Genomic DNA, 20,741 nt, shown 5'->3' on the forward strand with positions numbered 1-20,741 from the left:
TCCCCGCGGTGCGCGCCGTCGGCTCGAGATCGGTCTGCATGCCGTGCGCCGCCGACAGCGAACGCGCCATGCGGGTCAGCAGCCACAGCGCCGTCGCGGCCGCCGCTCCGGCGAGAGTCGACGGCAGCCACGAGAGCCCGCCCGCGTCGGCGCGCGTCATGGCGGCGACCGCGCCCACGACGCCGAAGCCGGCCAGCGCGACCCGGCCCCAGGGCGGGCGGCGCGCCTCCCAGAGCCCCGCGAGGGCGGCGAGGACGAGGAGCGCGAGAGCGATCCCGACGAGGAGCGCGACCTTGTCGTCGGTGCCGAACAGCGCGATCGCGGCGTCCTTCGCCCATGGCGGCGCGACGTCGATGAGGGCCCCGCCCACGACCGCGAACGGGCTGGCGGCGGGCGCGACGAGGCCCGCGGCGAGCTCGCCGACCCCGGCTCCGAGCGAGGCCGACGCCATGCCCAGGAGGGTCGCGGAGAGGCGACCCGGAACCGCGTCGGCCATGATGCCAGCGTACGTCCGCACGACGCCGGGGTGGTCCGTCGGCGGCGGGCGGGACGCGTCATACCCCGTTAACATTCCGGCCACTAGGCTCATGCGCATGGGCGACCTGTTCGACGGATACGGCTCCACACTCGCACCGAGAAAGACCGCCTCCGGCGTGCCTGCCTTCGACGAGATGTTCCACGAGCCGGTGCACGCCGGCGCCGCCGCCGAGTCGCGCGAGACGTACCGCGAGCTGTACCACGCGCTCGCGAAGATGACCCAGGAGGAGCTCCGCGGACGGACCGACTCGCTCGCGAGCTCGTACCTCGCGCAGGGCGTCACGTTCGACTTCGCCGGCGAGGAGCGGCCCTTCCCGCTGGATGCCGTCCCCCGCGTCATCGACTACGACGAGTGGTCGCGCATCGAGGCCGGCGTCTCGCAGCGCGTGCGCGCGCTCGAGGCGTTCCTCGACGACGCCTACGGGCACCAGCACTGCGTGCGCGACGGCGTGCTGCCGGCGAGGCTCATCGCGTCGTCGCAGTACTTCTACCGTCAGGCCGCCGGCATCCACTCCGCCAACGGCGTGCGCATCCAGGTGTCGGGCATCGACCTCATCCGCGACGAGCACGGCGAGATGCGCGTGCTCGAGGACAACGTCCGCGTGCCGTCCGGGGTCAGCTACGTCATCTCGAACCGGCGCGTCATGGCCCAGACGCTCCCCGAGCTCTTCCACTCGATGCACGTGCACCCGGTGGGGGAGTACCCGAACAAGCTGCTGCAGGCGCTGCGCGCCTCCGCGCCGCCGGGCGTCGAGGACCCGAACGTGGTCGTGCTCACCCCGGGCGTCTACAACTCCGCCTACTTCGAGCACACGCTCCTCGCCCGCCTCATGGGCGTCGAGCTCGTCGAGGGCCGCGACCTCCTGTGCGTGGGCGGCAAGGTCTTCATGCGGACGACCCGCGGGCCGAAGCGCGTCGACGTCATCTACCGGCGCGTCGACGACGACTTCCTCGACCCGCTGCAGTTCCGCGCCGACTCGATGCTGGGCGCCCCGGGCCTCATGCTCGCCGCGCGCCTGGGCAACGTCACGATCGCCAACGCGGTCGGCAACGGCGTCGCCGACGACAAGCTGCTGTACACGTACGTGCCCGACCTCATCCGCTACTACCTCGCCGAGCAGCCGCTGCTGAAGAACGTCGACACGTGGCGGCTCGAGGATCCGGGCGCGCTCGAAGAGGTGCTCGACCGGCTCGACGAGCTCGTCGTCAAGCCCGTCGACGGCTCGGGCGGCAAGGGGCTCGTCGTGGGCCCGGATGCCAGTCGCGCCGAGCTCGACAAGCTCCGCCGCCGTCTGAAGGCCGACCCCCGCGGGTGGATCGCGCAGCCGGTGGTCATGCTCTCCACCATCCCGACCCTGGTCGAGGACGGCATGCGGCCCCGTCACGCCGACCTCCGCCCGTTCGCCGTCAACAACGGCGACGAGGTGTGGGTGCTCCCCGGCGGCCTCACGCGCGTCGCGCTGCCGGAGGGGCAGCTCGTCGTCAACTCCAGCCAGGGCGGCGGGTCGAAGGACACCTGGATCGTCGGCGGCACCGCGCCGACCCCGGTCGAGTACGGCACCGAGCGCGACCTGTCGAACCTCGTCGACGAGCAGGCCGCGCCCACGAGCGCGATCCCGATCATCTACGACCCGCAGTCCGAGCCGAGCTTCTCGCCGCAGGACCGGCCGCGGGGGCGCAGCGAACAGCAGCAACAGCAACAGCAGCAGGGAGGTGCGCCGACATGCTGAGCCGCATCGCCGAGTCGCTGTTCTGGATCGGCCGCTACATCGAGCGCTCCGACGGCACCGCCCGCATCCTCGACGTCCACCTCCAGCTGCTGCTCGAGGACCCGTGGATCGACGAGGACGTGGCGTGCCGCTCGCTGCTGTCGGTCATGGGCTCGTTCCCCGCCGGCGACCAGGAGCGCGTCACCCGCAGCGACGTGCTGGCGCGCCTCGCCGTCGACCGCAACAACCCGTCGAGCATCGCCTACGCGCTGCAGGCCGCGCGCGAGAACGCCCGGCGGGCGCGCGAGATCGTCTCCACCGACCTGTGGGAGACGCTCAACACGACCTACGCGCGCATGCCGCGGCGCATCAACAACGAGAAGGTGCACGACTTCTTCAAGTGGGTGCGGGAGCGCTCGGCGCTCGCCGTCGGGGTCATCGACTCCTCGACGAGCCGCGACGAGGCGTGGCAGTTCTTCACGCTGGGGCGCTCGATCGAGCGCACCGACATGACGGCGCGGATCCTGGCCACGCGGTCGTTGACCGAGGCATCCGGACCCTCGTGGACCACGATCCTCCGCTCGTGCGGCGCGTACGAGGCCTACCTGCGCACCTACCGCGGCGTGACCGGCGCGAAGTACGCGGCCGAGTTCCTGCTGCTCGACCGGCTCTTCCCGCGCTCGATCATCCACTCGATCCAGCGCGCCGAGGAGTGCATGCGCGCGATCGACCCGGTGGCCGACCGCGTCGGGCACTCCAACACGGTCCTGCGCGCGCTCGGCCGCATCCGCAACGACCTCGAGTACCGTCCGTTCGCCGAGATCCTCGACGAGCTGCCCGCGCACATGGAGCAGGTCCAGGAGGTCACCCGCGAGGCGTCCGAGGCCATCCGCGGGCGCTTCTTCCCGACGCAGACCGAGCCGAGCTGGATCGGAGAGACCTCATGAAGCGACTGCGCATCGAGCACGCCACCGGGTTCACGTATCCCGGCGACGTCGCCGCCTCGTACAACGAGGCGCGCATGCTGCCGAGCTCCACCGACAGCCAGTTCGTGCTGAGCTCGCAGCTCGACATCGAGCCGTCGACGAGCGTCAACCACTACGTCGACTACTTCGGCACGCGCGTCGCCGCGTTCGACGTGCTCGCCAGCCACGCGTCGCTGCGCATCACCGCGCGCTCGCTCGTCGAGGTGCGTCCGCGGCCGATCGAGCGCACCGGCATGTCGTGGAACCGCCTGACGCGCGAGTCGGAGCGGTCGATCCACATCGTCGAGCAGCTCGCGCAGACGCCGCGCACCGAGCCGCCCGCCGAGGTCGTCGACATCGCGCGCGCGATCGCCGCGGAGCACGACGATCCCGGATCGGCGGCGCTCGCGATCTCGACGGCGATCGGGGACGCCGTGGAGTACGTGCAGGGCGTCACCGGCGTGCAGTCGACGGCGAAGGAGGCGTGGGCGGCGCGCAAGGGCGTGTGCCAGGACGTGACCCACGTCACGCTCGGCGCGCTGCGCGCGGTCGGCATCCCGGCGCGCTACGTCTCCGGGTATCTGCACCCGCGGCCCGAGGCCGAGGTCGGCGTCGCCGTCGCGGGGGAGTCGCACGCGTGGGTGGAGTGGTTCGCCGGCGGCTGGCAGGGCTTCGATCCCACCAACACGATCGAGATCGGCGACCGGCACGTGCTCGTCGGCCGCGGTCGCGACTACAACGACGTGCCGCCGCTGCGCGGCGTCTACGCCGGCACGTTCAAGAGCGACCTGCACGTGAAGGTGACGATCACCCGCGAGGCCTGATCACGAGGATGCCGTCCGTCGGAGATCGGCGGTCCGTCGGAGCATCCGTGGTCCCGGCATCCGATCGTGTGCCGTTCTCCGACGTTGTGCCGCGACGCGCGGCGGGCCGGATGCCGGTGGCCGGTGCCGCGACGCGCGGCGGGCCGGATGCTCAGCGCCGTTCGTCGCCGCTCTGACCGTAGACGTTCTGATAGCGGTCGTAGAGGCGATCGACGGCCTCCTGCGGGATCGCGACCGTCGGGCCGCCCTGCCGGGCGTAGTGCACGGTGCGGGCGACGTCCTCGACCATGACGGCCGCCTTCACGGCATCCTTCGCCGACACGCCGATCGTGAAGGGCCCGTGGTTCTGCATCAGCACCGCCCGAGACCGGTGCCCGCGGAGCGTCTCCACGATGCCGCGCCCGATGGAGTCGTCGCCGATGATCGCGAAGGGACCGATCGGGACGGGACCGCCGAACTCGTCCGCCATCGCCGTGATGACGCACGGGATCTCCTCGCCGCGTGCCGCCCACGCCACCGCGAAGGTGGAGTGGGTGTGCACGACGCCGCCGACCTCGGGCATGTGCCGGTACACGTACGCGTGGGCGGCCGTGTCGCTCGACGGCGCCCGCTCGCTCCCCGGCGTGCCGGGGACGACGGCGCCGTCGAGGTCGCACAGGATCATGCTCTCGGGCGTGAGCTCGTCGTACGAGACCCCGGACGGCTTGATGACGAAGAGGTCGGCGCCCGGCACGCGACCGGATACGTTGCCGCCCGTCCACACCACCAGTCCGTAGCGCACGAGCTCCGCGTGCAGGGCTGCGACGTCCGCGCGCGTCCGGCGGATCGCGGCGTCGAGATCGGGGGCCGCTTCGGCGGGGGTGGGGTGTGACACCGGGCTCTCCTGGGTTCGTGTGACGGTGTGCCGTTCGACGGATCGGGTTTCGATCTCCATCGAAATGCTTTCGTAATTCTTCGATACTTGCACAGAGCAAAAGTCAATGAATATGATGCGAGACGACGGCAGGTTCCGCAAGGGCGAGGAAGGAGTGCCATGAGGCAGCGCGAGCTCCGCATCATGCAGCTCCTCGACGAACGCGGAGACGTGCGCGTGGACGAGCTCGCCGAGACGCTCGGAGTGTCGTCGGTGACGGTCCGCAAGGATCTCGAGCATCTCGAGTCCGGCGGCCACCTCATCCGCACCCGCGGCGGAGCGGTCGGTGCGGCGTTCCGCGAGGGGGAGTTCCCCAAGCGGCTGCGGATCGACGTCGCCGCCAAGCAGGCCGTGGCGCACGCCGCGGCTCGGCTCGTCGTCGACGGTGACGTCGTCGCGTTCGACACCTCCAGCTCCGCCTACTTCGTCGCCCGCGAGGTCGTCGACCGGCAGGACCTCGTCGTCGTGACGTCCTCCTTGCCGATCGCGACGCTCTTCCTCAGCCGCTCGGCGGCGCGCATCATCATGCCCGGCGGCCTCGTCCGGCGGGAGTCGAGCGGCCTGGTCGGGGGGAGCGCCGACCAGCTGATCGGGCTCGGACGGATCTCCAAGGGGTTCTTCGGGATCACCGGGCTCTCCGTCGAGCGGGGCCTCCTCGAGTTCGCGCCCGAGGAGTCCGCCACGAAGCGCATGCTCGTCGACGCCTGCACCGACGTGCACGCAGTGTTCGCCTCCGAGAAGGCCTCGGGCTTCGGCTTCCACGCGTTCTGCCCCACCGACGCCATCACGAGCCTCGTGACGGACGACCGTCTCGACGCGGACGTCGCCGCCACGTGGCGCGCACTCGGCGTCGGCGTCGAGCTCGCGCCCTTCCTAGAGGCGGAGAGCCCCATGGCCTCCGCCGACGTCCCCTCCGAATAACACCGACAACCTGTCCGCACGGACAGACCAAGAAAAGGAGTATCGATGAAGATCTCACGCAGGATCGCCGTCACCGTGGCCGCAGCGGCCACCGCGGCGCTCCTTATGGCCGGCTGCACCTCGCGCAACGACAGCGGCGCGTCCGACGGCGGTGGAGACAGCGGCGGCGGCGACCTCACCGTCGCGTTCGTGCCGAAGCTCCAGGGCATCCCCTACTTCGAGGCGATGAACACCGGCGGCCAGAAGGCGGCCGAGGAGCTCGGCTTCACATGGCTGTACCAGGGCCCGACCACGGCCGATGCCGCCGCGCAGGCCGACATCGTCCGGTCGTACATCCAGCAGGGCGTCGACGTGCTCTTCGTCGCGCCGAACGACCCCGACTCGCTCGCCCCGCTCCTGCAGGAGGCGAAGGACGCCGGCATCCACGTCGCCACGACCGACACCGACGCGCCCGACTCGGTGCGCGAGGTGTTCGTGAGCCAGGCGTCGTCGCAGGGCATCGGCGAGACGCTCACCGACACGCTGCTGAAGGCCATGGGCGGCAAGGGCAAGTACGCGATCGTCTCGTGCGGCGAGACGGCGGCGAACCTCAACGCCTGGATCGAGGTCATGCGCGAGCACACCGCCGAGAAGTACCCCGACTCCGAGATCGTGGACGTCGTCTACGCGGGCGAGGACCAGGCGGCGGCGACCTCGATGGCGACCGACCTCATGAACGCGCACCCCGACCTGACCGGTCTGGTCGGCGTCTGCACGTCGTCCGCGCCGGGCGTCGCGCAGGCCGTGACGGATGCCGGACGCATCGGCAAGGTGTTCACCGTCGGTCTCGGCACGCCGAAGTCGATGCAGCCCTACCTCGAGTCGGGCGCGTCGAGCGGCTCGATCCTCTGGGACGTCGAGGCGCTGGGCTACCTCACCGGCTGGGCCGGCGTGCAGCTGGCCAGTGACGCCGGCTTCGAGGCGACCAACAAGGTCAGCGACGCGCTGCCCGCCGTGGAGTACGACGACTCGACCAAGGTCCTGCTCCTCGGTCCGCCGATGATCTTCACCGCCGAGAACGCCGGGGACTACGACTACTGATCCTCGGATCGCACGATCCGCCGGGGTGCGGCGCTCGCCGCACCCCGGCACCCCCCTCGCCGCACGCCGGCGCAACCCCCAATGACCCCCGCGGCCGACGCCGCACGATGCAGGGAGCATCATGTCCGATCCCACCCCGCGCCTGCGGATGCGCGGCATCGCCAAACGGTACGGCGGTGTGCGGGCCATCCGGCACGCCGACATCACCGTGATGCCCGGCAGCGTGCATGCGCTCGTCGGCGAGAACGGCGCCGGCAAGTCGACGCTGATCAAGATCCTCGCCGGCGCGGTCCGCGCCGACGAGGGCACCATCGAGCTGGACGGCGCGCCGGTCGTCATCGGCTCGACGGCGGCCGCCATCGAGCACGGCATCCAGACCGTCTATCAGGAGCCGCAGCTGTTCGCCGAGCTGACGGTGGCCGAGAACTTCTTCGTCGGGCGCGAGATCACGAAGGGCCTCGTCATCGACTGGCACGAGCAGGCGCCGCGCATGCTCGAGCTGCTCGACCTGGTCGGGCTCGACCGGGGCGTGGCCGCCCAGCCGCTCGGGTATCTCTCGATCGCCCAGCAGCAGCAGGTCTCCATCGCCAAGGCGCTTCTCGACAAGGCGAGCATCCTCATCCTCGACGAGCCGAGCGCGATCCTGACCGACAGCGAGATCGAGGTGCTCTTCGGCGTCGTCCGGCGGCTCTCGTCCGAGGGCGTCTCGATCATCTACATCTCGCACCGGCTCGACGAGCTGTTCCGCATCACCGACACCGTCACGATCATGCGCGACGGCCAGACCGTCATGACCAAGCCGATCGAGGAGCTCAGCGTCCGGCAGATCGTCGAGCACATGGTCGGCGGCGAGCTGACCGACGGCACGCGCACGACCGGCACGCTCGGCGAGCCCCTCCTCGAGCTCGACGGCCTCACGCTCGACGGCCACTTCGAGGAGGTCTCCCTCCAGGTCCGGGCGGGCGAGGTGGTCGGCCTCTACGGTCTGGTCGGATCGGGGGCGGCCGAGGTCGGCGACGTCGCCTACGGCATGCGCCGGCCGACCAGCGGCGTCCTGCGCGTCGTGGGGAGCGCCGAGCCGGTGCAGTCGCCGGCCGCCGCGCAGCGCCGCGGCATCCGCATGCTCCCGGCCAACCGCGCATCGCAGGGGGCGTTCTCGTTCCAGTCGATCGCGTTCAACATCTCCATCGGCTCCCTGGGCCTGCTCGGCAAGGTGCGCGGCTGGGTCTCGCCGCCGCGCGAGCGCACGATCGCGCGCGACCTCATCCGCCGGCTCGCGGTGAAGACGCCCACCGAGCGCCAGCCGATCGCGGCCATGTCGGGCGGCAACGCCCAGAAGGTGGTGCTCGCGCGGCAGATCGTCCGCAAGCCCGAGCTGCTCGTGCTGGCGGAGCCCTCGCAGGGAGTGGACGTGGGTGCCAAGGAGGAGATCCACAACCTGATCGGCGAGCTCGCAGACCAGGGCACCGCGATCCTCGTCATCACGACCGACCTGGCCGAGGTGCTGCGGGTGTCGGACCGCGTGCTGGTGTTCCGCGCCGGGCGGGTCGCCCAGGAGTTCGCGCAGGGCGCGACCCAGGCCCAGCTGCTCGCCGCGGCCGCCGGTGCCGGCAGTGAGGAGGAGGCAGCATGAACGTCACGGCTCCCGCTCGCACCGGAGGCGTCTCGGTCGACCTCCGGCGCATCCTCCCGCCCGTCGTGACCGGGCAGGAGATCGTCCTGCTCGTCGTGATCGCCGTGCTGTGGGCGCTGCTCGCGTTCTTCACGCCGTCGTTCCTCACGCCCGGATCGATCGGACCGCTCCTGGTCCAGGTCGCGCCGATCGCGTTGATCGGCGTCGGCATGACGTGCGTGATCATCACCGCGGGCATCGACGTGTCGGTCGCCGGCATGATCATGGTCAGCGCGGTGATCACGGCACGGACCCTCGTGACCTTCGACATCCCGTTGATCGTCGCGGTGCTGCTGGCGATGGCGATCGGCCTCGTGCTCGGCGCGCTCAACGGCGCGCTGATCGCCTACGGCCAGGTGCACCCGATCATCATCACGTTCGGCACGGCGAACCTGTTCCAGTTCATCGGACTGAGGGTCTTCAACTCCTCCACCGTGAACGGGATCCCCGACACCCTCTCCTTCTTCGGACGGGGATCGGCCGGCCAGACCCTCGGCATCCCGCATTCGTTCGCGATCGCGGTCGTGGTCGTGGCAGCCGCCTGGTGGTTCCTGCGCTACACGCGACCGGGCCGCAACCTGTACGCGATCGGCGGCAACGCCGACGCCGCGCGGCTCGCGGGCATCAACGTCAAGCCGCGGCTCGTGGGCGTGTACGCGGTGACGGGCCTGTTCGCCGGACTCGCGGCCTGCATGGTCATCGCGACCGGCACGTCGACGCTCGACCAGTCGGTCGGCGCGGGCAAGGAGCTCCAGGTCATCGCCGCCGTCGTGATCGGCGGGACGTCGATCATGGGCGGTCGCGGCAGCGTGATCGGCACGCTCCTCGGAGCGATGCTCGTGCAGACCGTCATCACCGGAGTGACCCAGCTCGGCTGGCCGTCACAGCTCTCGTACCTGTTCGTCGGCATCTTCATCATCGTCGCCGTCGGCACCGATCTCATCCGCGAACGAGCCAGGAGGCGCTCATGAACGCCGTCGAGACAACGAGGCCCGTCGAGGCCCCCGGGCCGATGGTTCGTGCGAGGTCCTGGATCTCAGGCAACCTCCGGGAGCGTGCGACGCTGCTGTTCGCCCTGATCGTGCTGCTCCTGGTCGTGATGGCGATCCTCGACGCCATGGGCATGACCCGCGGGCGGTTCGACAGCGACTACCTCGCCTCGACCCTCATCGCGTACGTGCCGCTCGCGCTGCTCGCGCTCGCGGAGCTCGTCGTGATCACGTCGGGCAAGGGAGGCATCGACCTCTCGGTCGGGGCCATGGTCTCGCTCTCCGGCGTCGTCTTCGGCATCCTGTACCAGCAGGCCGGGGTCCCGCTCGGCGTCGCGGTGGTGCTGGGCGTGCTCGTCGGCACGCTGCTCGGCGCCATCAACGGCTACCTCACCGCCTACCTCGGGTTCCCCGCGCTGATCACGACGCTCGCGACGTTCTACGCCTACCGGTCGCTCGCGCTCGTGATCAGCAACCAGAAGCCGATCTCGGGCGACGCGATCCGCGACCTGTACGGCGCGGCCAAGGCGGTCGAGATCCCGTTGATCGGCGGATCGCTGCCGCTGGTTCCGCTGGGCGTCTTCACCTTCCTGCTCCCCGTCGCGGTGGCGGCGTGGTTCCTGCTGAACCGCACGACGTACGGTCGCCGGCTGTACGCGATCGGCACGAACGACACCGCGGCGCAGTGGGCCGGGATCGACACGCGGCGCACCCGCATGCTGGCGTACACGTTCGCCGGCGGCGTGTCGGGTCTCGTCGCGGTCTACACGGTCGCCCAGTTCGCGTCGGCCCGGCCGGATGCGGGCACGAGCGGCGCCGGCATGGCCCTGCCCGCGATCACGATCGCCGTCCTCGGCGGCGTCGCCATCACGGGCGGCATCGGCCGGCTCTCCGGCGTGCTGCTGGCGGCGCTCCTGATCGTATGGCTGAACGCCGCGATCCTGCTCGTCGTGCCCGGCAACGACGGGGCGCAGGTGCAGCTGCTCGCTCTCGGCCTGGTGCTCGTGGGGTCGGCCCTGCTCAGCCGCACGCAGTTGCGTCGGAAGTCCAAGAGCGTCGCCGACACCGTGACGCAGACGCCCGCGGCGCAGCCGGCCGGCTCGGGGACGGGCTCCGGCTCCGCCGGCTGAGCGCCCGGGGCACCATCTGACCAGTGACGAAAGGTAGACGACATGCGTATTGGATGCCACGGATTCGTGTTCTCCGGCTCCTTCGATGAGAAGGGGATCGAGACCGCCATCGAAGGGGTGCAGCGGGCCGGGTTCGACTTCATCGAGATGCCCCTCATGGACCCGTTCGCCTTCGACGAGAAGCTGGCGGGGAGGCTGCTCGCCGATCACGGCATCGAGATGACCGCCTCGCTCGGCCTCACTGCGGCGACCGATCTCTCCAGCGAGGACGCCGAGACGGTGCGCCGCGGCGAGGACCTGCTGACGCGCGCGATCGACGTCGTGGCCGCCGTGGGCGGGACGGACCTGTGCGGGGTGATCTACTCCGCGCTGCAGAAGTACACCGCCCCGGCGAGCGCCGCGGGCCGCCGCAACAGCGCGGAGGCGCTGCGGCGCCTGGGCGCCTATGCGCGGCAGGCGGGCGTGCAGCTGTCGCTCGAGATCGTCAACCGGTACGAGACGAACGTGTGCAACACCGCGCGGGAGGGGCTGGCGTTCCTCGACGAGGTGGACAGCGACAACGTCCATCTGCACCTGGACACGTACCACATGAACATCGAGGAGTCGGGCATGTACGACCCGGTGCTCGATGCGGGCGACCGGCTGCGGTACGTGCACATCGGCGAGAGCCATCGCGGCTACCTCGGCTCGGGGTCGGTCGACTTCGACAGCCTGTTCCGTGCGCTGCACCGCACCGGCTACGACGGCCCGGTGGTGTTCGAGTCGTTCTCCAGCGTCGTGGTGGACGACCAGCTGACCCGCTCGCTGGCCATCTGGCGCAACCTGTGGAACGACTCCGACGACCTGGCGGCGCACGCGAACCGCTTCATCCGTGACGGCATCCGTGCCGTTGAGACCATCGAGATGCACTGACGACGGGCCGCGCCGAGGGGGCGGGTCGGAGCCTTCAGCCCCGGTCCCGCCCCCTCGGCTCGTAGCGCCGCGGGTGCTGCGTGCGCCGTACGAGATCGCGCAGCGACTCGAGCGTGCCGGTGACGTGGCCCAGCGACCGCGCCTGGATGAGGATGTTGCCCAGTGCCGTCGCCTCCACCGGTCCGGCGAGCACGGGCAGGCCGGAGCGGTCGGCGGTGCGCTGGCAGAGCAGCTCGTTGAGCGCGCCGCCGCCGACGAGGTGGATCGTGCGCGCGTCGACGCCGCCCAGTCGCGCGGCGACCGGCACGATGTCGGCGAAGGCCTGCGCGAGCGACTCGATGATGCTGCGGACGTACGCCGCCTGCGTCGCCGGCGGGGCGAGCCCGTGCTCGGCGCACCACGCGTCGATGCGCGCGGGCATGTCTCCGCCGGGCAGGAACCGGTCGTCGTTGATGTCGAAGACCGGCACCGGTGCGGCGATGTCCTTCGCGGCCGCCAGGAGCGCGGAGAGGTCGACGGCGTGGCCGTCGCGTTCCCACCGCCGCAGCGTCTCGGTCAGCACCCACAGCCCCATGACGTTGTGCAGCAGTCGCACGCGCCCGTCGACGCCGCCCTCGTTCGTGAAGTTCGCCGATCGTGCCGCCTCGGTCAGGACGGGCTGCTCGACCTCGACGCCGACGAGGCCCCACGTGCCGCACGAGATGTAGACGGACGACGCGGCATCCATCGGCACGGCGACGACGGCGGATGCCGTGTCGTGCGAGCCGACGGCCGTGACGGAGAGCCCGGCGCCCGCCCCGACGGCCGCCGCGACCGGGGCGGCGAGGGGGCCCAGCGTCTCGCCGGGGGCGATGGTCTCGGGGAACAGCCGGCGGGGGAGGCGGAGGCGGTCGATGAGGACGTCGTCCCAGTCGCGCGCGCCGTGGGAGTACAGGCCGGTGGTCGACGCGTTGGTCTGCTCGGCGCGCGCCACGCCGGTGAGCCAGAAGGCGATGAGGTCGGGGATCAGGAGCATCGTGTCGGCGAACCCGAGCAGGTCGGGGTCGTCGGCCGCGAGCTGGTAGAGGGTGTTGAACGGCAGGAACTGCAGTCCGTTGCGGGCGTAGAGGAGCTCGCGGTCGGCGCGCGCGTGCGTGGCCCGCACGCCCCGCGCGGTGCGCTCGTCGCGATAGTGGTAGGGGTTGCCGAGCAGCCGTCCGCCGCGGAGCAGCCCGTAGTCGACGGCCCACGAGTCGACCCCGACGCTCGCGATGCCCGGCTCCGCGCGCATCGCCTTGCGGAGCCCGCTCGACGCGGCCCCGTACAGCGCGAGCACGTCCCAGTGCAGGCCGTCGCCCGTGGCGACCGGCTCGTTGCCGAAGCGGGCGACGGTCGTGGTCTCGAGCGTGTCCGGGGCGACGCGGCCGACGATGACCCGGCCGCTCGTCGCGCCGAGGTCGATCGCCGCGACGGCTGCCGTGCTCATCGCAGGAAGGCGGCGGCGACGCCCGAGTCCACGGGGATGTGGAGGCCGGTCGTCCGCGACAGCTCGGGGCCGGTGAGGACGTAGACCGCGTCGGCGATGCTCTCGGGCACGACCTCGCGTTTGAGGATCGTGCGGTTGGCGTAGTACTGGCCGAGCTCCTCCTCCTTCACCCCGTACGTGGCGGCGCGGTTGGCGCCCCAGCCCGACGCGAAGATGCCGGAGTCGCGCACGACGCCGTCGGGGTTGACGCCGTTGACGCGGATGCCGTGCTCGCCGAGCTCGACGGCGAGGAGCCGCACCTGGTGCGCCTGGTCGGCCTTGGCGGCCGAGTAGGCGACGTTGTGCGGACCGGCGAACACGCTGTTCTTGGAGGAGATGTAGACGATGTCGCCGCCGAGGCCCTGCGCGATGAGCACCGGCGCCGTGGCCTTGGAGACGAGGAACGAGCCCTTCGCCATGACGTCGTGCTGCAGATCCCAGTCCTGCTCGGTGGTCTCCAGCAGCGACCTGCTCAGCGACAGCCCCGCGTTGTTGACGACGAGGTCGACGCCGCCGAAGGCGAGCACGGCCTCGTCGACCGCGGCCTGCACCGCGTCGGCGTCGGCGACGTTCGCGGCCACGCCGATCGCGACGTCGGCGCTGCCGAGCTCCGCGGCCGCCGCGCGGGCCTTCTCGAGGTCGAGGTCGGCGACGACGACGCACGCGCCCTCGGCGGCGAGGCGGGTCGCGATCGCCTTGCCGATGCCCGACGCCGCCCCGGTGACGAACGCGATGCGGCCCTGGTGGCTCTTGGGCGCCGGCATGCGCCGCAGCTTCGCCTCTTCGAGCGCCCAGTACTCGATGCGGAACTTCTCGGCATCCGAGATCGGGGCGTAGGTCGACAGCGCCTCGGCACCGCGCATGACGTTGATCGCGTTGACGTAGAACTCACCCGCGACCCGCGCGGTCTGCTTGTTGGCGCCGTACGAGAACATGCCGACGCCCGGCACGAGCACGATGAGCGGGTCGGCGCCGCGGATGGCCGGGGAGTCCGCCGTCGCGTGCGCGTCGTAGTAAGCGCGGTAGTCGGCGCGGTAGTCGGCGTGCAACTGGTGCAGGCGCGCGATCTGCTCGTCGACGGATGCCGTGGCCGGCAGGTCGAGCAGGAGCGGCTTGACCTTGGTGCGCAGGAAGTGGTCGGGGCAGCTCGTGCCGAGCGCGGCGAGCGCCGGCGCCTTCTCGGACGCGAGGAAGTCGAGCACGACGGCGGCGTCGGTGAAGTGGCCCACCATCGGTCGGTCGGTGGAGACGATCCCACGGATCGTGGGGGCGAGGGCGGCCGCGCGTGCGCGCCGGTCGGCGTCGTCGAGGGCCTCGTAGCCGCGACGCGCGGGCCCGAACGGGTCGCTCCTGCCGTGCGCGGCGATGTGGGCCGCGGCGGTCTCGATGATCCAGCGGCTGCGGGCCTCGGCCTCGTCGGACGTGTCGCCCCACGCGGTGATGCCGTGTCCGCCCAGGATGCAGCCGATCGCGCGGGGGTTCCGCGCCCTGACCGCGGCGATGTCGAGGCCGAGCTGGAAGCCGGGGCGACGCCACGGCACCCACACCACGCGGTCGCCGAAGATCGACGACGTGAGGCGCTCGCCGTCGGCGGCGGTCGCGATCGCGATGCCGGCGTCGGGATGCAGGTGGTCGACGTGGGCGGCGTCCACGAGCCCGTGCATGGCGGTGTCGATCGACGGTGCGGCTCCGCCCCTGCCGTGCAGGCAGTAGTCGAACGCCGCGACCATCTCGTCCTCGCGCTCGGCGCCCGGGTACACGTCCACGAGCGCGCGCAGACGGTCGAGGCGGAGCACCGCGAGGCCCTCCGGCGTCAGCGTGCCGAGGTCGCCGCCGGAGCCCTTGACCCACAGCAGCTCGACCGGCTCCCCGGTGACCGGGTCGACGTCGACGCCCTTCGCGGACGTGTTGCCCCCCGCGTAGTTCGTGTTCTCCGGTTCGGCGCCCAGGCGGTTGCTGCGCGCGATCAGCTCGGTGACGGTCTCGGTGACCACGGCTCTCACGCCCCCCAACCGGCCTGCGCGCCGCCCACGCGGTCGGCCTCGATGCTCTGCTGATATCCCGACGCGGCGTAGGCGGCGAGCGGGTCGGCGGGAAGGCCCCGCGACTCGCGCCATGCGGCGAGCGCCGGGCGCACGTCGGTGTGGAACGCGTCCATCAGGATGCCGTTGGCGGTCAGGACGTCGTTCGACCGCTGGGCCGCGGCGAGCGCCTCGCGGTCGACCAGCAGCGCGCGGGCGGTCATCTCCTGCACGTTCAGGACGGAGCGGATCTGGCCGGGGATCTTGGCCTCGATGTTGTGGCACTGGTCGAGCATGAACGCGACCTCCGGGTTGTTCAGTGCGCCGCCGCGGATCACCTCGACGAGGATCCGGAACAGCTGGAACGGGTCGGCGGCCCCGACGATGAGGTCGTCGTCGGCGTAGAAGCGACTGTTGAAGTCGAACGAGCCCAGCCGGCCGAGACGGAGCAGCTGCATCACGATGAACTCGATGTTAGTCCCCGGGGCGTGGTGACCGGTGTCGAGGCACACCATCGCGCGGTCGCCCAGCGCGGCCACCTGCACGTACGAGGTGCCCCAGTCCGGCACGTCGGTGTGGTAGAACGCCGGCTCGAAGAACTTGTACTCCAGCACGAGTCGCTGCCGATCCGAGAGGCGCTCGTATATCCGCCGCAGCGAGTCGTGCAGGCGGTCCTGCCGGCTGCGCATGTCGTTCTGGCCCGGATAGTTCGAGCCCTCGGCGAGCCAGATCTTCAGGTCGCGCGATCCCGTGGCATCCATCACGTCGATGCAGGCGAAGTGATGGTCGACGGCCTTCTGCCGGATGCGGTCGTCGTGGTGGGTGAGCGCGCCGAACTTGTAGTCCTCGTCCTGGAAGGTGTTGGAGTTGATCGTCCCGAGGGTCACGCCGAGGTCCTCGGCGTGCCGGCGCAGCGCGCCGTAGTCGGCGACCCGGTCCCACGGGATGTGCAGCGCGATGCTCGGGGCGAGGCCGGTGTGCCGGTGCACCTGCGCGGCGTCGGCGATCTTCTCGAACGGGTCGCGCGGCGTGCCGGCCGTGGGGAACACGCGGAAGCGGGTGCCGGAGTTCCCGAACGCCCAGCTCGGCAGCTCGATCGCCTGCGCCGCGAGGGCGGACTGCACGTCGGGGGAGAGAGTGGTCACGATGCGTCGCCTTCGTCGTCGGTACTTCGGTGAGCCGGCGGAGAAGCCGGCTCTGAAACGATTCAAACTGTAGTGTGAACGGGAGTATCCGTCAAGGACAGGCAGGCGATGGCAGTCGGGGTGAAGGATGTCGCGGCAGCGGCGTCGGTGTCGGTGGGCACCGTGTCGAACGTGCTCAACCGCCCCGAGACCGTCGCCCCCGCCACGGTCGCCCGCGTGCAGGCGGCGATCGAACGGCTGGGCTTCGTGCGCAACGACGCCGCGCGACAGCTGCGGGCCGGCCGAAGCCGCAGCCTCGGGCTGATCGTGCTCGACAGCGCGAACCCGTTCTTCGCCGAGGTGGCCCGCGGCGCCGAGGAGCGCGCGCGCGAGCGCGGCCTGTCGGTCCTGCTCGGCAACAGCGATCACGACGGCGAGCGCGAGAACGCCTACCTCGACCTCTTCCGCGAGCAGCGCGTCAACGGCATCCTGCTCACGCCCCACGGGCTCGACCCGGATCGCGCGCGGATGCTCGCGGAGCTGGCCGATGCGGGGCTGCCCGTCGTGCTCCTCGACGCCGAGCTCGAGGGGGGACGGCTGCCGTCGGTCGCCGTCGACGACGTCGAGGGGGGCCAGCTCGCGGTCGCGCATCTGCTCGCGCAGGGGCGCCGCCGCATCGCCTTCGTGGGCGGACCGCCGTCCGTGCGGCAGGTCGCCGACCGGCTCGAAGGCGCCCGGCGCGCGCTCGCGGCCGCGCCGGACGCCGCGCTCGAGGTCATCGAGTGCGATGAGCTCACGGTGCTGCGCGGCCGCGACGTGGGCGAGGCGATCGCCCGCCGGGCGGTGGACGAACGGCCGGACGCCGTGTTCTGCGCGAACGACCTGCTCGCCGTCGGGGTGCTGCAGGGCGCCGGCATCCTGGGCTCGGTGCGGATCCCCGACGACCTGGCGCTCGTCGGCTACGACGACATCGACTTCGCCCAGGCGACCGTCGTGCCGCTGAGCTCGGTGCGCCAGCCCGCGCGCGAGATCGGCGCCGCCGCGGTCGACGTGCTCTTCTCCGTGCTCGACGACCCGGCATCCGAGCCGCGGCACGTCCGCTTCCGTCCCGAGCTCGTGGTGCGCGCGTCCTCCGGAGGCTGACCCCGCTCGCCGGCCGCCCGCGCCCGCGTCGGCGCCCGCCGGGTGCGCGCCCGCCCGCCGTGCGGCCCCCGTCCGCCGGCGGTCGGCCCCCGTCCGCCCGCCCGCCGTGCGGCCGTCCGCCCGCCGACTCACTGTCCTGCGTGCGAGTCACTGTGCTGGAGCGCAGTGACTGGGCGTGGGTGCAGTGACTCGGCGCAGAGGGCAGTGACCCGACGCGGGGAGCAGTGACCGGACGTTGGGGGGCAGTGACCGGACGCGCGGGGCAGTGACCGGACGTGGCGGCTGGCGGCGGCGCCCGCGCCCGCTGTTCGGCTCCGTCCGCCCACCGACTCACTGTGCTGCGTGCGAGTCACTGTGCTGGAGCGCAGTGACTGGGCGCAGCGGGCAGTGACCCGACGCGGGGGAGCAGTGACCCGACGCGGCACGGCGACCCGGGCGTGGTGCCCGCAGCGTGCGGCCACGGCGGCACGGCGGCGGGACGTCAGCTGCGGCGGCACGGCGGCGGGACGTCAGCTGCGGCGACCGTCCGGGCGTCAGGTGCGGCGGGATGCCGGATCGCGGGGCAGCGTGATCGGCGTCGTCGCGGCGACCTCATCGCTGAACTGCTCGGGCACGACGACGTCCATCGGACGCGTGAGGTCGATCTCGAGCGCGAACCGGCGCGACTCCGAGCGGTGCAGGCGGCCGGATGCCAGCATCCAGATCCCGCCGATCAGGAACGCGACCGCCGCCGCCGCGGCGCCGACGAGGATCGCGGCCCGCGCGCCGTACTGCGCGGCGACCCAGCCGACGATCGGTGCGCCGACCGGCGTGCCGCCCATCAGGATCGCCATGTACAGCGCGAGCACGCGCCCGCGCAGGGCCGGATCGGTCGTCGTCTGCACGTAGCCGTTCGCGGTGGTGAGAGTCGTGACGACCGCGAACCCGGTGGCCATGAGCGTCACCGCGTAGAGCCAGTAGTTCGGCATCGTCGCCGAGACGGATGCCGCGATCGCGAACAGCCCGGTCCCCACGATCACGAGGCGCATGCGGGCGCGGTCGCGCCGCGCCGCCATGAGCGCGCCGGCGAGCGAGCCGATCGCGAGGATCGAGCTGAGCAGGCCGTAGCCGTCGGCCTCCTGGCCGAACTCGAGCGCCATCGTGGAGGCGAAGATCGGGAAGTTCATGCCGAACGCGCCGAGCAGGAACACCATCACGAACATGACGAGCAGGTCGGGCCGGCGCGCGACGTAGCGGAACCCGTCGGCGAGTCGGGCCGCACCCGGCGCCCGCACGCGCGGCGCGAGCGACTCGGGGCGCAGGAGCGCGAGCGCGACGATCATCGCGACGAACGTGACGCCGTTGAGGAGGAAGACCCAGCCGGTGCCGACCGCGACGATCACGAGGCCCGCGATGGCGGGGCCGATCATGCGCGCGCCGTTGAACGACGCCGAGTTCAGGGCGACCGCGTTCGCGGCGTAGGTGCGCGAGACGAGGTCGGAGACGAACGCCTGCCGTGCGGGGGTGTCGAAGGCGCCCACGATCCCGAGGCCCAGCGCGAACGCGTACATGAGCGGCAGCGTCATGACGCCGACGAGCAGCAGCACGCCGATCGCGGTGCCGAGGAGGAGCAGCAGGAGCTGCGTGATCATGAGCAGCCGGCGGCGGTCGAAGCGGTCGGCGACCCACCCGGTCACGCTCACCAGCAGCAGCGGCGGCGCGAACTGCAGACCCATCGTGATGCCCATGGCGCCGGCGTCGTTCTGCGTCAGCTCGGTCAGCACCACCCAGCTGAGCGCGGTCGCCTGCATCCACGTGCCGACGTTGGAGACGAAGGCGCCGAGGAACCAGACGCGGTAGTTGTACTCGGAGAAGGAGCGGAACATGGAGCTCATCGGGTCGCGACCTCCTGCATGATCGCGGCCGCGGCGGCGAGCGTGGCACGCTGCTCGGCGGTGAGATCGGCGAGCGATGCCGCGAGCCACGAGTCGCCGCGTCGGGCGGTCTCCTCGACGATCGCGCGGCCGGCGTCGGTGAGCGCGATGCGCACCTTGCGGCGGTCCTCCTCGCCCGGGCTGCGGGTGAGGTAGCCGGCCTCTTCGAGGCAGTTGACGGTGCGCGTCATCGACGGCGCCGAGACGCGCTCGCGATCGGCGAGCTCGCCGAGCGTGTGCGGTCCGTGGACCTTGAGGGTGGCGAGAACCGTGAACTGCCCGTCGCTCATCCTGTCGACGGCCCGCTGGGCGCGGATGCGCCGGGCGAGCCGGAAGGTGGCGGTGCGCAGATCGGTGGCCTCGGCGGCGAGAGCGGAGGAGAGATCGGCATCCATATTTTTCTTAGCATAGCTCATTAACCTTGCTAAGTAAATTCGGCCGGCCCATCCTGATCTCGTCAGGGCGACGGATGCCGGACATAGACTCGTGCGCATGGGCGAGTTCATCGACGCGTACGGCATCGCGATCGTCTACGACGTGCACCCCGTCGACGAGCCGCGCGCGGTCGTGCAGCTGCTGCACGGGGTGGGCGAGCACGCCGGTCGCTACGGCGCCACGATCGCCGCGCTCAACGCCGCCGGCTACACCGTGTACGCCGACGACCATCGCGGGCATGGTCGCACCGGTATGAAGCAGCACCACGGCGACGCCACGAAGCTCGGTCGGCTCGGTCCGGGCGGCCTGCGCGCCGCGGTCGCCGCGTGCTGGCGCTTCACCGAGCTCATCCGCGCCGAGAACCCCGGGCTGCCGCTCGTGCTGCTCGGGCACTCGTGGGGGTCGTTCCTCGCGCAGATGCTGCTCGACCGCCATCCCGAGGCGTACGACGCGGTCGTGCTGTCGGGCTCGGCCCTGCGCTGGCCGGGATCGCTCAACTCCGGCGACCTCAACGCGCCGTGGAAGGCGAAGGGCGCCATGGGCACGGAATGGCTCTCGAGCGACCTCGCCGTCGGCCGTGCCTTCATCGACGACCCGCTCACGACCGTGACGCCGCTCATGAAGCTGTTCGGCCCGCTCGACGCCGCGCGCCTCGTCGGCAGGCCCCGGGCCCATCTCGGCCGCGACGTGCCGATCCTGCTCCTGGTCGGTCGCGACGACACGGTCGGTGGACCGCGCAGCGTGCACCGGCTCGCCGCCGAGTACCGGAGGCGATCGGGGCTGAGCGACGTGACGACGCTCGTCTATCCGGACGCGCGCCACGAGATCCTCAACGAGGTCGTGCAGGACGACGTGCGCGCCGACATCGTGGCGTGGCTCGACGCGCGCTTCCCCGCCCGCACGCCCTGACCCGACGGCATCCGCCCCCGCCCGTCGCACCCCCGCATCC

General features: G+C 71.6%; 17 protein-coding genes and 1 pseudogene. 11 read left to right on the forward strand and 7 right to left on the reverse strand.

The genetic code is table 11. The annotated features are described in order from the left end of the window. Nucleotides 1-496, reverse strand: a pseudogene (locus WML84_RS04835) (oxidoreductase); the annotation flags it as partial. A 97-nt stretch (nucleotides 497-593) separates the two neighbouring features. Between WML84_RS04835 and WML84_RS04840 the strand changes: the two are divergent. Genes WML84_RS04840 through WML84_RS04850 form a run of 3 tightly spaced genes read left to right on the forward strand, consistent with a single transcriptional unit; the run spans nucleotide 594 to nucleotide 4,035 of the window. Continuing rightward, nucleotides 594-2,267 carry a circularly permuted type 2 ATP-grasp protein gene (locus WML84_RS04840; protein WP_347345011.1) on the forward strand — a complete coding sequence of 558 codons (1,674 nt, stop codon included), beginning with the start codon at nucleotides 594-596 and terminating at the stop codon, nucleotides 2,265-2,267. Beyond that, the gene (locus tag WML84_RS04845) at nucleotides 2,261-3,193 is read left to right on the forward strand and encodes an alpha-E domain-containing protein (protein ID WP_347345012.1); all 933 of its coding nucleotides are present in this window, start codon (nucleotides 2,261-2,263) and stop codon (nucleotides 3,191-3,193) included. Before WML84_RS04840 ends, WML84_RS04845 begins: the two co-directional genes overlap by 7 nt. After that, nucleotides 3,190-4,035 carry a transglutaminase family protein gene (locus WML84_RS04850; RefSeq protein WP_347345013.1) on the forward strand — a complete coding sequence of 282 codons (846 nt, stop codon included), beginning with the start codon at nucleotides 3,190-3,192 and terminating at the stop codon, nucleotides 4,033-4,035. The genes WML84_RS04845 and WML84_RS04850 overlap by 4 nt, the downstream gene beginning before the upstream one ends. A gap of 151 nt (nucleotides 4,036-4,186) precedes the next feature. On the opposite strand, the gene WML84_RS04855 is transcribed toward WML84_RS04850, so the two are convergent. Beyond that, nucleotides 4,187-4,909, reverse strand: coding sequence for an L-ribulose-5-phosphate 4-epimerase (locus WML84_RS04855; RefSeq protein WP_347345014.1), 723 nt, complete (start codon nucleotides 4,907-4,909; stop codon nucleotides 4,187-4,189). Between the two features lie 159 nt (nucleotides 4,910-5,068). On the opposite strand from WML84_RS04855, the gene WML84_RS04860 reads away from it, so the two are divergent. The 6 genes from WML84_RS04860 to WML84_RS04885 all read left to right on the forward strand — a co-directional run bounded on the left by WML84_RS04860 (nucleotide 5,069) and on the right by WML84_RS04885 (nucleotide 11,652). Then, the gene (locus WML84_RS04860; protein ID WP_347345015.1) at nucleotides 5,069-5,869 is read left to right on the forward strand and encodes a DeoR/GlpR family DNA-binding transcription regulator; all 801 of its coding nucleotides are present in this window, start codon (nucleotides 5,069-5,071) and stop codon (nucleotides 5,867-5,869) included. Between the two features lie 45 nt (nucleotides 5,870-5,914). Beyond that, nucleotides 5,915-6,949, forward strand: coding sequence for an autoinducer 2 ABC transporter substrate-binding protein (locus WML84_RS04865; protein ID WP_347345016.1), 1,035 nt, complete (start codon nucleotides 5,915-5,917; stop codon nucleotides 6,947-6,949). 121 nt (nucleotides 6,950-7,070) lie between these two features. Further along, nucleotides 7,071-8,582, forward strand: coding sequence for a sugar ABC transporter ATP-binding protein (locus WML84_RS04870; protein WP_347345017.1), 1,512 nt, complete (start codon nucleotides 7,071-7,073; stop codon nucleotides 8,580-8,582). Continuing rightward, on the forward strand, nucleotides 8,579-9,592 hold the full coding sequence (locus tag WML84_RS04875; RefSeq protein ID WP_347345018.1) for an ABC transporter permease: 1,014 nt from the start codon (nucleotides 8,579-8,581) through the stop codon (nucleotides 9,590-9,592). Before WML84_RS04870 ends, WML84_RS04875 begins: the two co-directional genes overlap by 4 nt. Beyond that, nucleotides 9,589-10,740, forward strand: coding sequence for an ABC transporter permease (locus WML84_RS04880; protein ID WP_347345019.1), 1,152 nt, complete (start codon nucleotides 9,589-9,591; stop codon nucleotides 10,738-10,740). The genes WML84_RS04875 and WML84_RS04880 overlap by 4 nt, the downstream gene beginning before the upstream one ends. A gap of 42 nt (nucleotides 10,741-10,782) precedes the next feature. Continuing rightward, a complete protein-coding gene (locus WML84_RS04885; protein ID WP_347345020.1) occupies nucleotides 10,783-11,652 on the forward strand; it encodes a sugar phosphate isomerase/epimerase family protein in 870 nt (289 codons plus the stop codon). Nucleotides 11,653-11,686: 34 nt separating this feature from the next. Here the strand turns inward: WML84_RS04885 and WML84_RS04890 are convergent, their stop codons facing one another. From WML84_RS04890 to rhaI, 3 genes are read right to left on the reverse strand one after another with little or no spacing between them, the layout of a single operon-like run. Then, on the reverse strand, nucleotides 11,687-13,117 hold the full coding sequence (locus WML84_RS04890; protein WP_347345021.1) for a rhamnulokinase family protein: 1,431 nt from the start codon (nucleotides 13,115-13,117) through the stop codon (nucleotides 11,687-11,689). Further along, entirely contained in the window at nucleotides 13,114-15,150 is a 2,037-nt protein-coding gene (locus tag WML84_RS04895) for a bifunctional aldolase/short-chain dehydrogenase (RefSeq protein WP_347345022.1), read from the reverse strand. Before WML84_RS04895 ends, WML84_RS04890 begins: the two co-directional genes overlap by 4 nt. 5 nt (nucleotides 15,151-15,155) lie before the next feature. Further along, nucleotides 15,156-16,322, reverse strand: coding sequence for an L-rhamnose isomerase (gene rhaI, locus WML84_RS04900; protein WP_347345023.1), 1,167 nt, complete (start codon nucleotides 16,320-16,322; stop codon nucleotides 15,156-15,158). 108 nt (nucleotides 16,323-16,430) lie between these two features. On the opposite strand from rhaI, the gene WML84_RS04905 reads away from it, so the two are divergent. Further along, the gene (locus WML84_RS04905; protein ID WP_347345024.1) at nucleotides 16,431-17,444 is read left to right on the forward strand and encodes a LacI family DNA-binding transcriptional regulator; all 1,014 of its coding nucleotides are present in this window, start codon (nucleotides 16,431-16,433) and stop codon (nucleotides 17,442-17,444) included. A gap of 533 nt (nucleotides 17,445-17,977) precedes the next feature. Here the strand turns inward: WML84_RS04905 and WML84_RS04910 are convergent. Both WML84_RS04910 and WML84_RS04915 read right to left on the reverse strand, forming a co-directional pair. Further along, on the reverse strand, nucleotides 17,978-19,318 hold the full coding sequence (locus tag WML84_RS04910) for an MFS transporter (RefSeq protein ID WP_347345025.1): 1,341 nt from the start codon (nucleotides 19,316-19,318) through the stop codon (nucleotides 17,978-17,980). After that, entirely contained in the window at nucleotides 19,315-19,773 is a 459-nt protein-coding gene (locus WML84_RS04915) for a MarR family transcriptional regulator (protein WP_347345026.1), read from the reverse strand. The genes WML84_RS04910 and WML84_RS04915 overlap by 4 nt, the downstream gene beginning before the upstream one ends. 76 nt (nucleotides 19,774-19,849) lie before the next feature. Between WML84_RS04915 and WML84_RS04920 the strand changes: the two genes are divergently transcribed. Continuing rightward, nucleotides 19,850-20,701 (forward strand): alpha/beta fold hydrolase, encoded by an 852-nt coding sequence (locus tag WML84_RS04920; RefSeq protein ID WP_347345027.1) that lies wholly within the window; start codon nucleotides 19,850-19,852, stop codon nucleotides 20,699-20,701. Nucleotides 20,702-20,741: the final 40 nt, after the last annotated feature.

It is taken from the genome of Microbacterium sp. (assembly GCF_039812165.1).
In the GTDB taxonomy this organism is placed as follows: domain Bacteria; phylum Actinomycetota; class Actinomycetes; order Actinomycetales; family Microbacteriaceae; genus Microbacterium.

Coding starts and splice junctions, on each gene's coding strand:
- WML84_RS04920 (WP_347345027.1), top strand. CDS start 19,850: ATGGGCGAGTTCATCGACGCGTACGGCATCGCGATCGTCTACGACGTG.
- WML84_RS04905 (WP_347345024.1), top strand. CDS start 16,431: ATGGCAGTCGGGGTGAAGGATGTCGCGGCAGCGGCGTCGGTGTCGGTG.
- WML84_RS04915 (WP_347345026.1), bottom strand. CDS start 19,773: ATGAGCTATGCTAAGAAAAATATGGATGCCGATCTCTCCTCCGCTCTC.
- WML84_RS04850 (WP_347345013.1), top strand. CDS start 3,190: ATGAAGCGACTGCGCATCGAGCACGCCACCGGGTTCACGTATCCCGGC.
- WML84_RS04870 (WP_347345017.1), top strand. CDS start 7,071: ATGTCCGATCCCACCCCGCGCCTGCGGATGCGCGGCATCGCCAAACGG.
- WML84_RS04910 (WP_347345025.1), bottom strand. CDS start 19,318: ATGAGCTCCATGTTCCGCTCCTTCTCCGAGTACAACTACCGCGTCTGG.
- WML84_RS04890 (WP_347345021.1), bottom strand. CDS start 13,117: ATGAGCACGGCAGCCGTCGCGGCGATCGACCTCGGCGCGACGAGCGGC.
- WML84_RS04885 (WP_347345020.1), top strand. CDS start 10,783: ATGCGTATTGGATGCCACGGATTCGTGTTCTCCGGCTCCTTCGATGAG.
- WML84_RS04875 (WP_347345018.1), top strand. CDS start 8,579: ATGAACGTCACGGCTCCCGCTCGCACCGGAGGCGTCTCGGTCGACCTC.
- WML84_RS04865 (WP_347345016.1), top strand. CDS start 5,915: ATGAAGATCTCACGCAGGATCGCCGTCACCGTGGCCGCAGCGGCCACC.
- WML84_RS04840 (WP_347345011.1), top strand. CDS start 594: ATGGGCGACCTGTTCGACGGATACGGCTCCACACTCGCACCGAGAAAG.
- WML84_RS04845 (WP_347345012.1), top strand. CDS start 2,261: ATGCTGAGCCGCATCGCCGAGTCGCTGTTCTGGATCGGCCGCTACATC.
- WML84_RS04860 (WP_347345015.1), top strand. CDS start 5,069: ATGAGGCAGCGCGAGCTCCGCATCATGCAGCTCCTCGACGAACGCGGA.
- WML84_RS04880 (WP_347345019.1), top strand. CDS start 9,589: ATGAACGCCGTCGAGACAACGAGGCCCGTCGAGGCCCCCGGGCCGATG.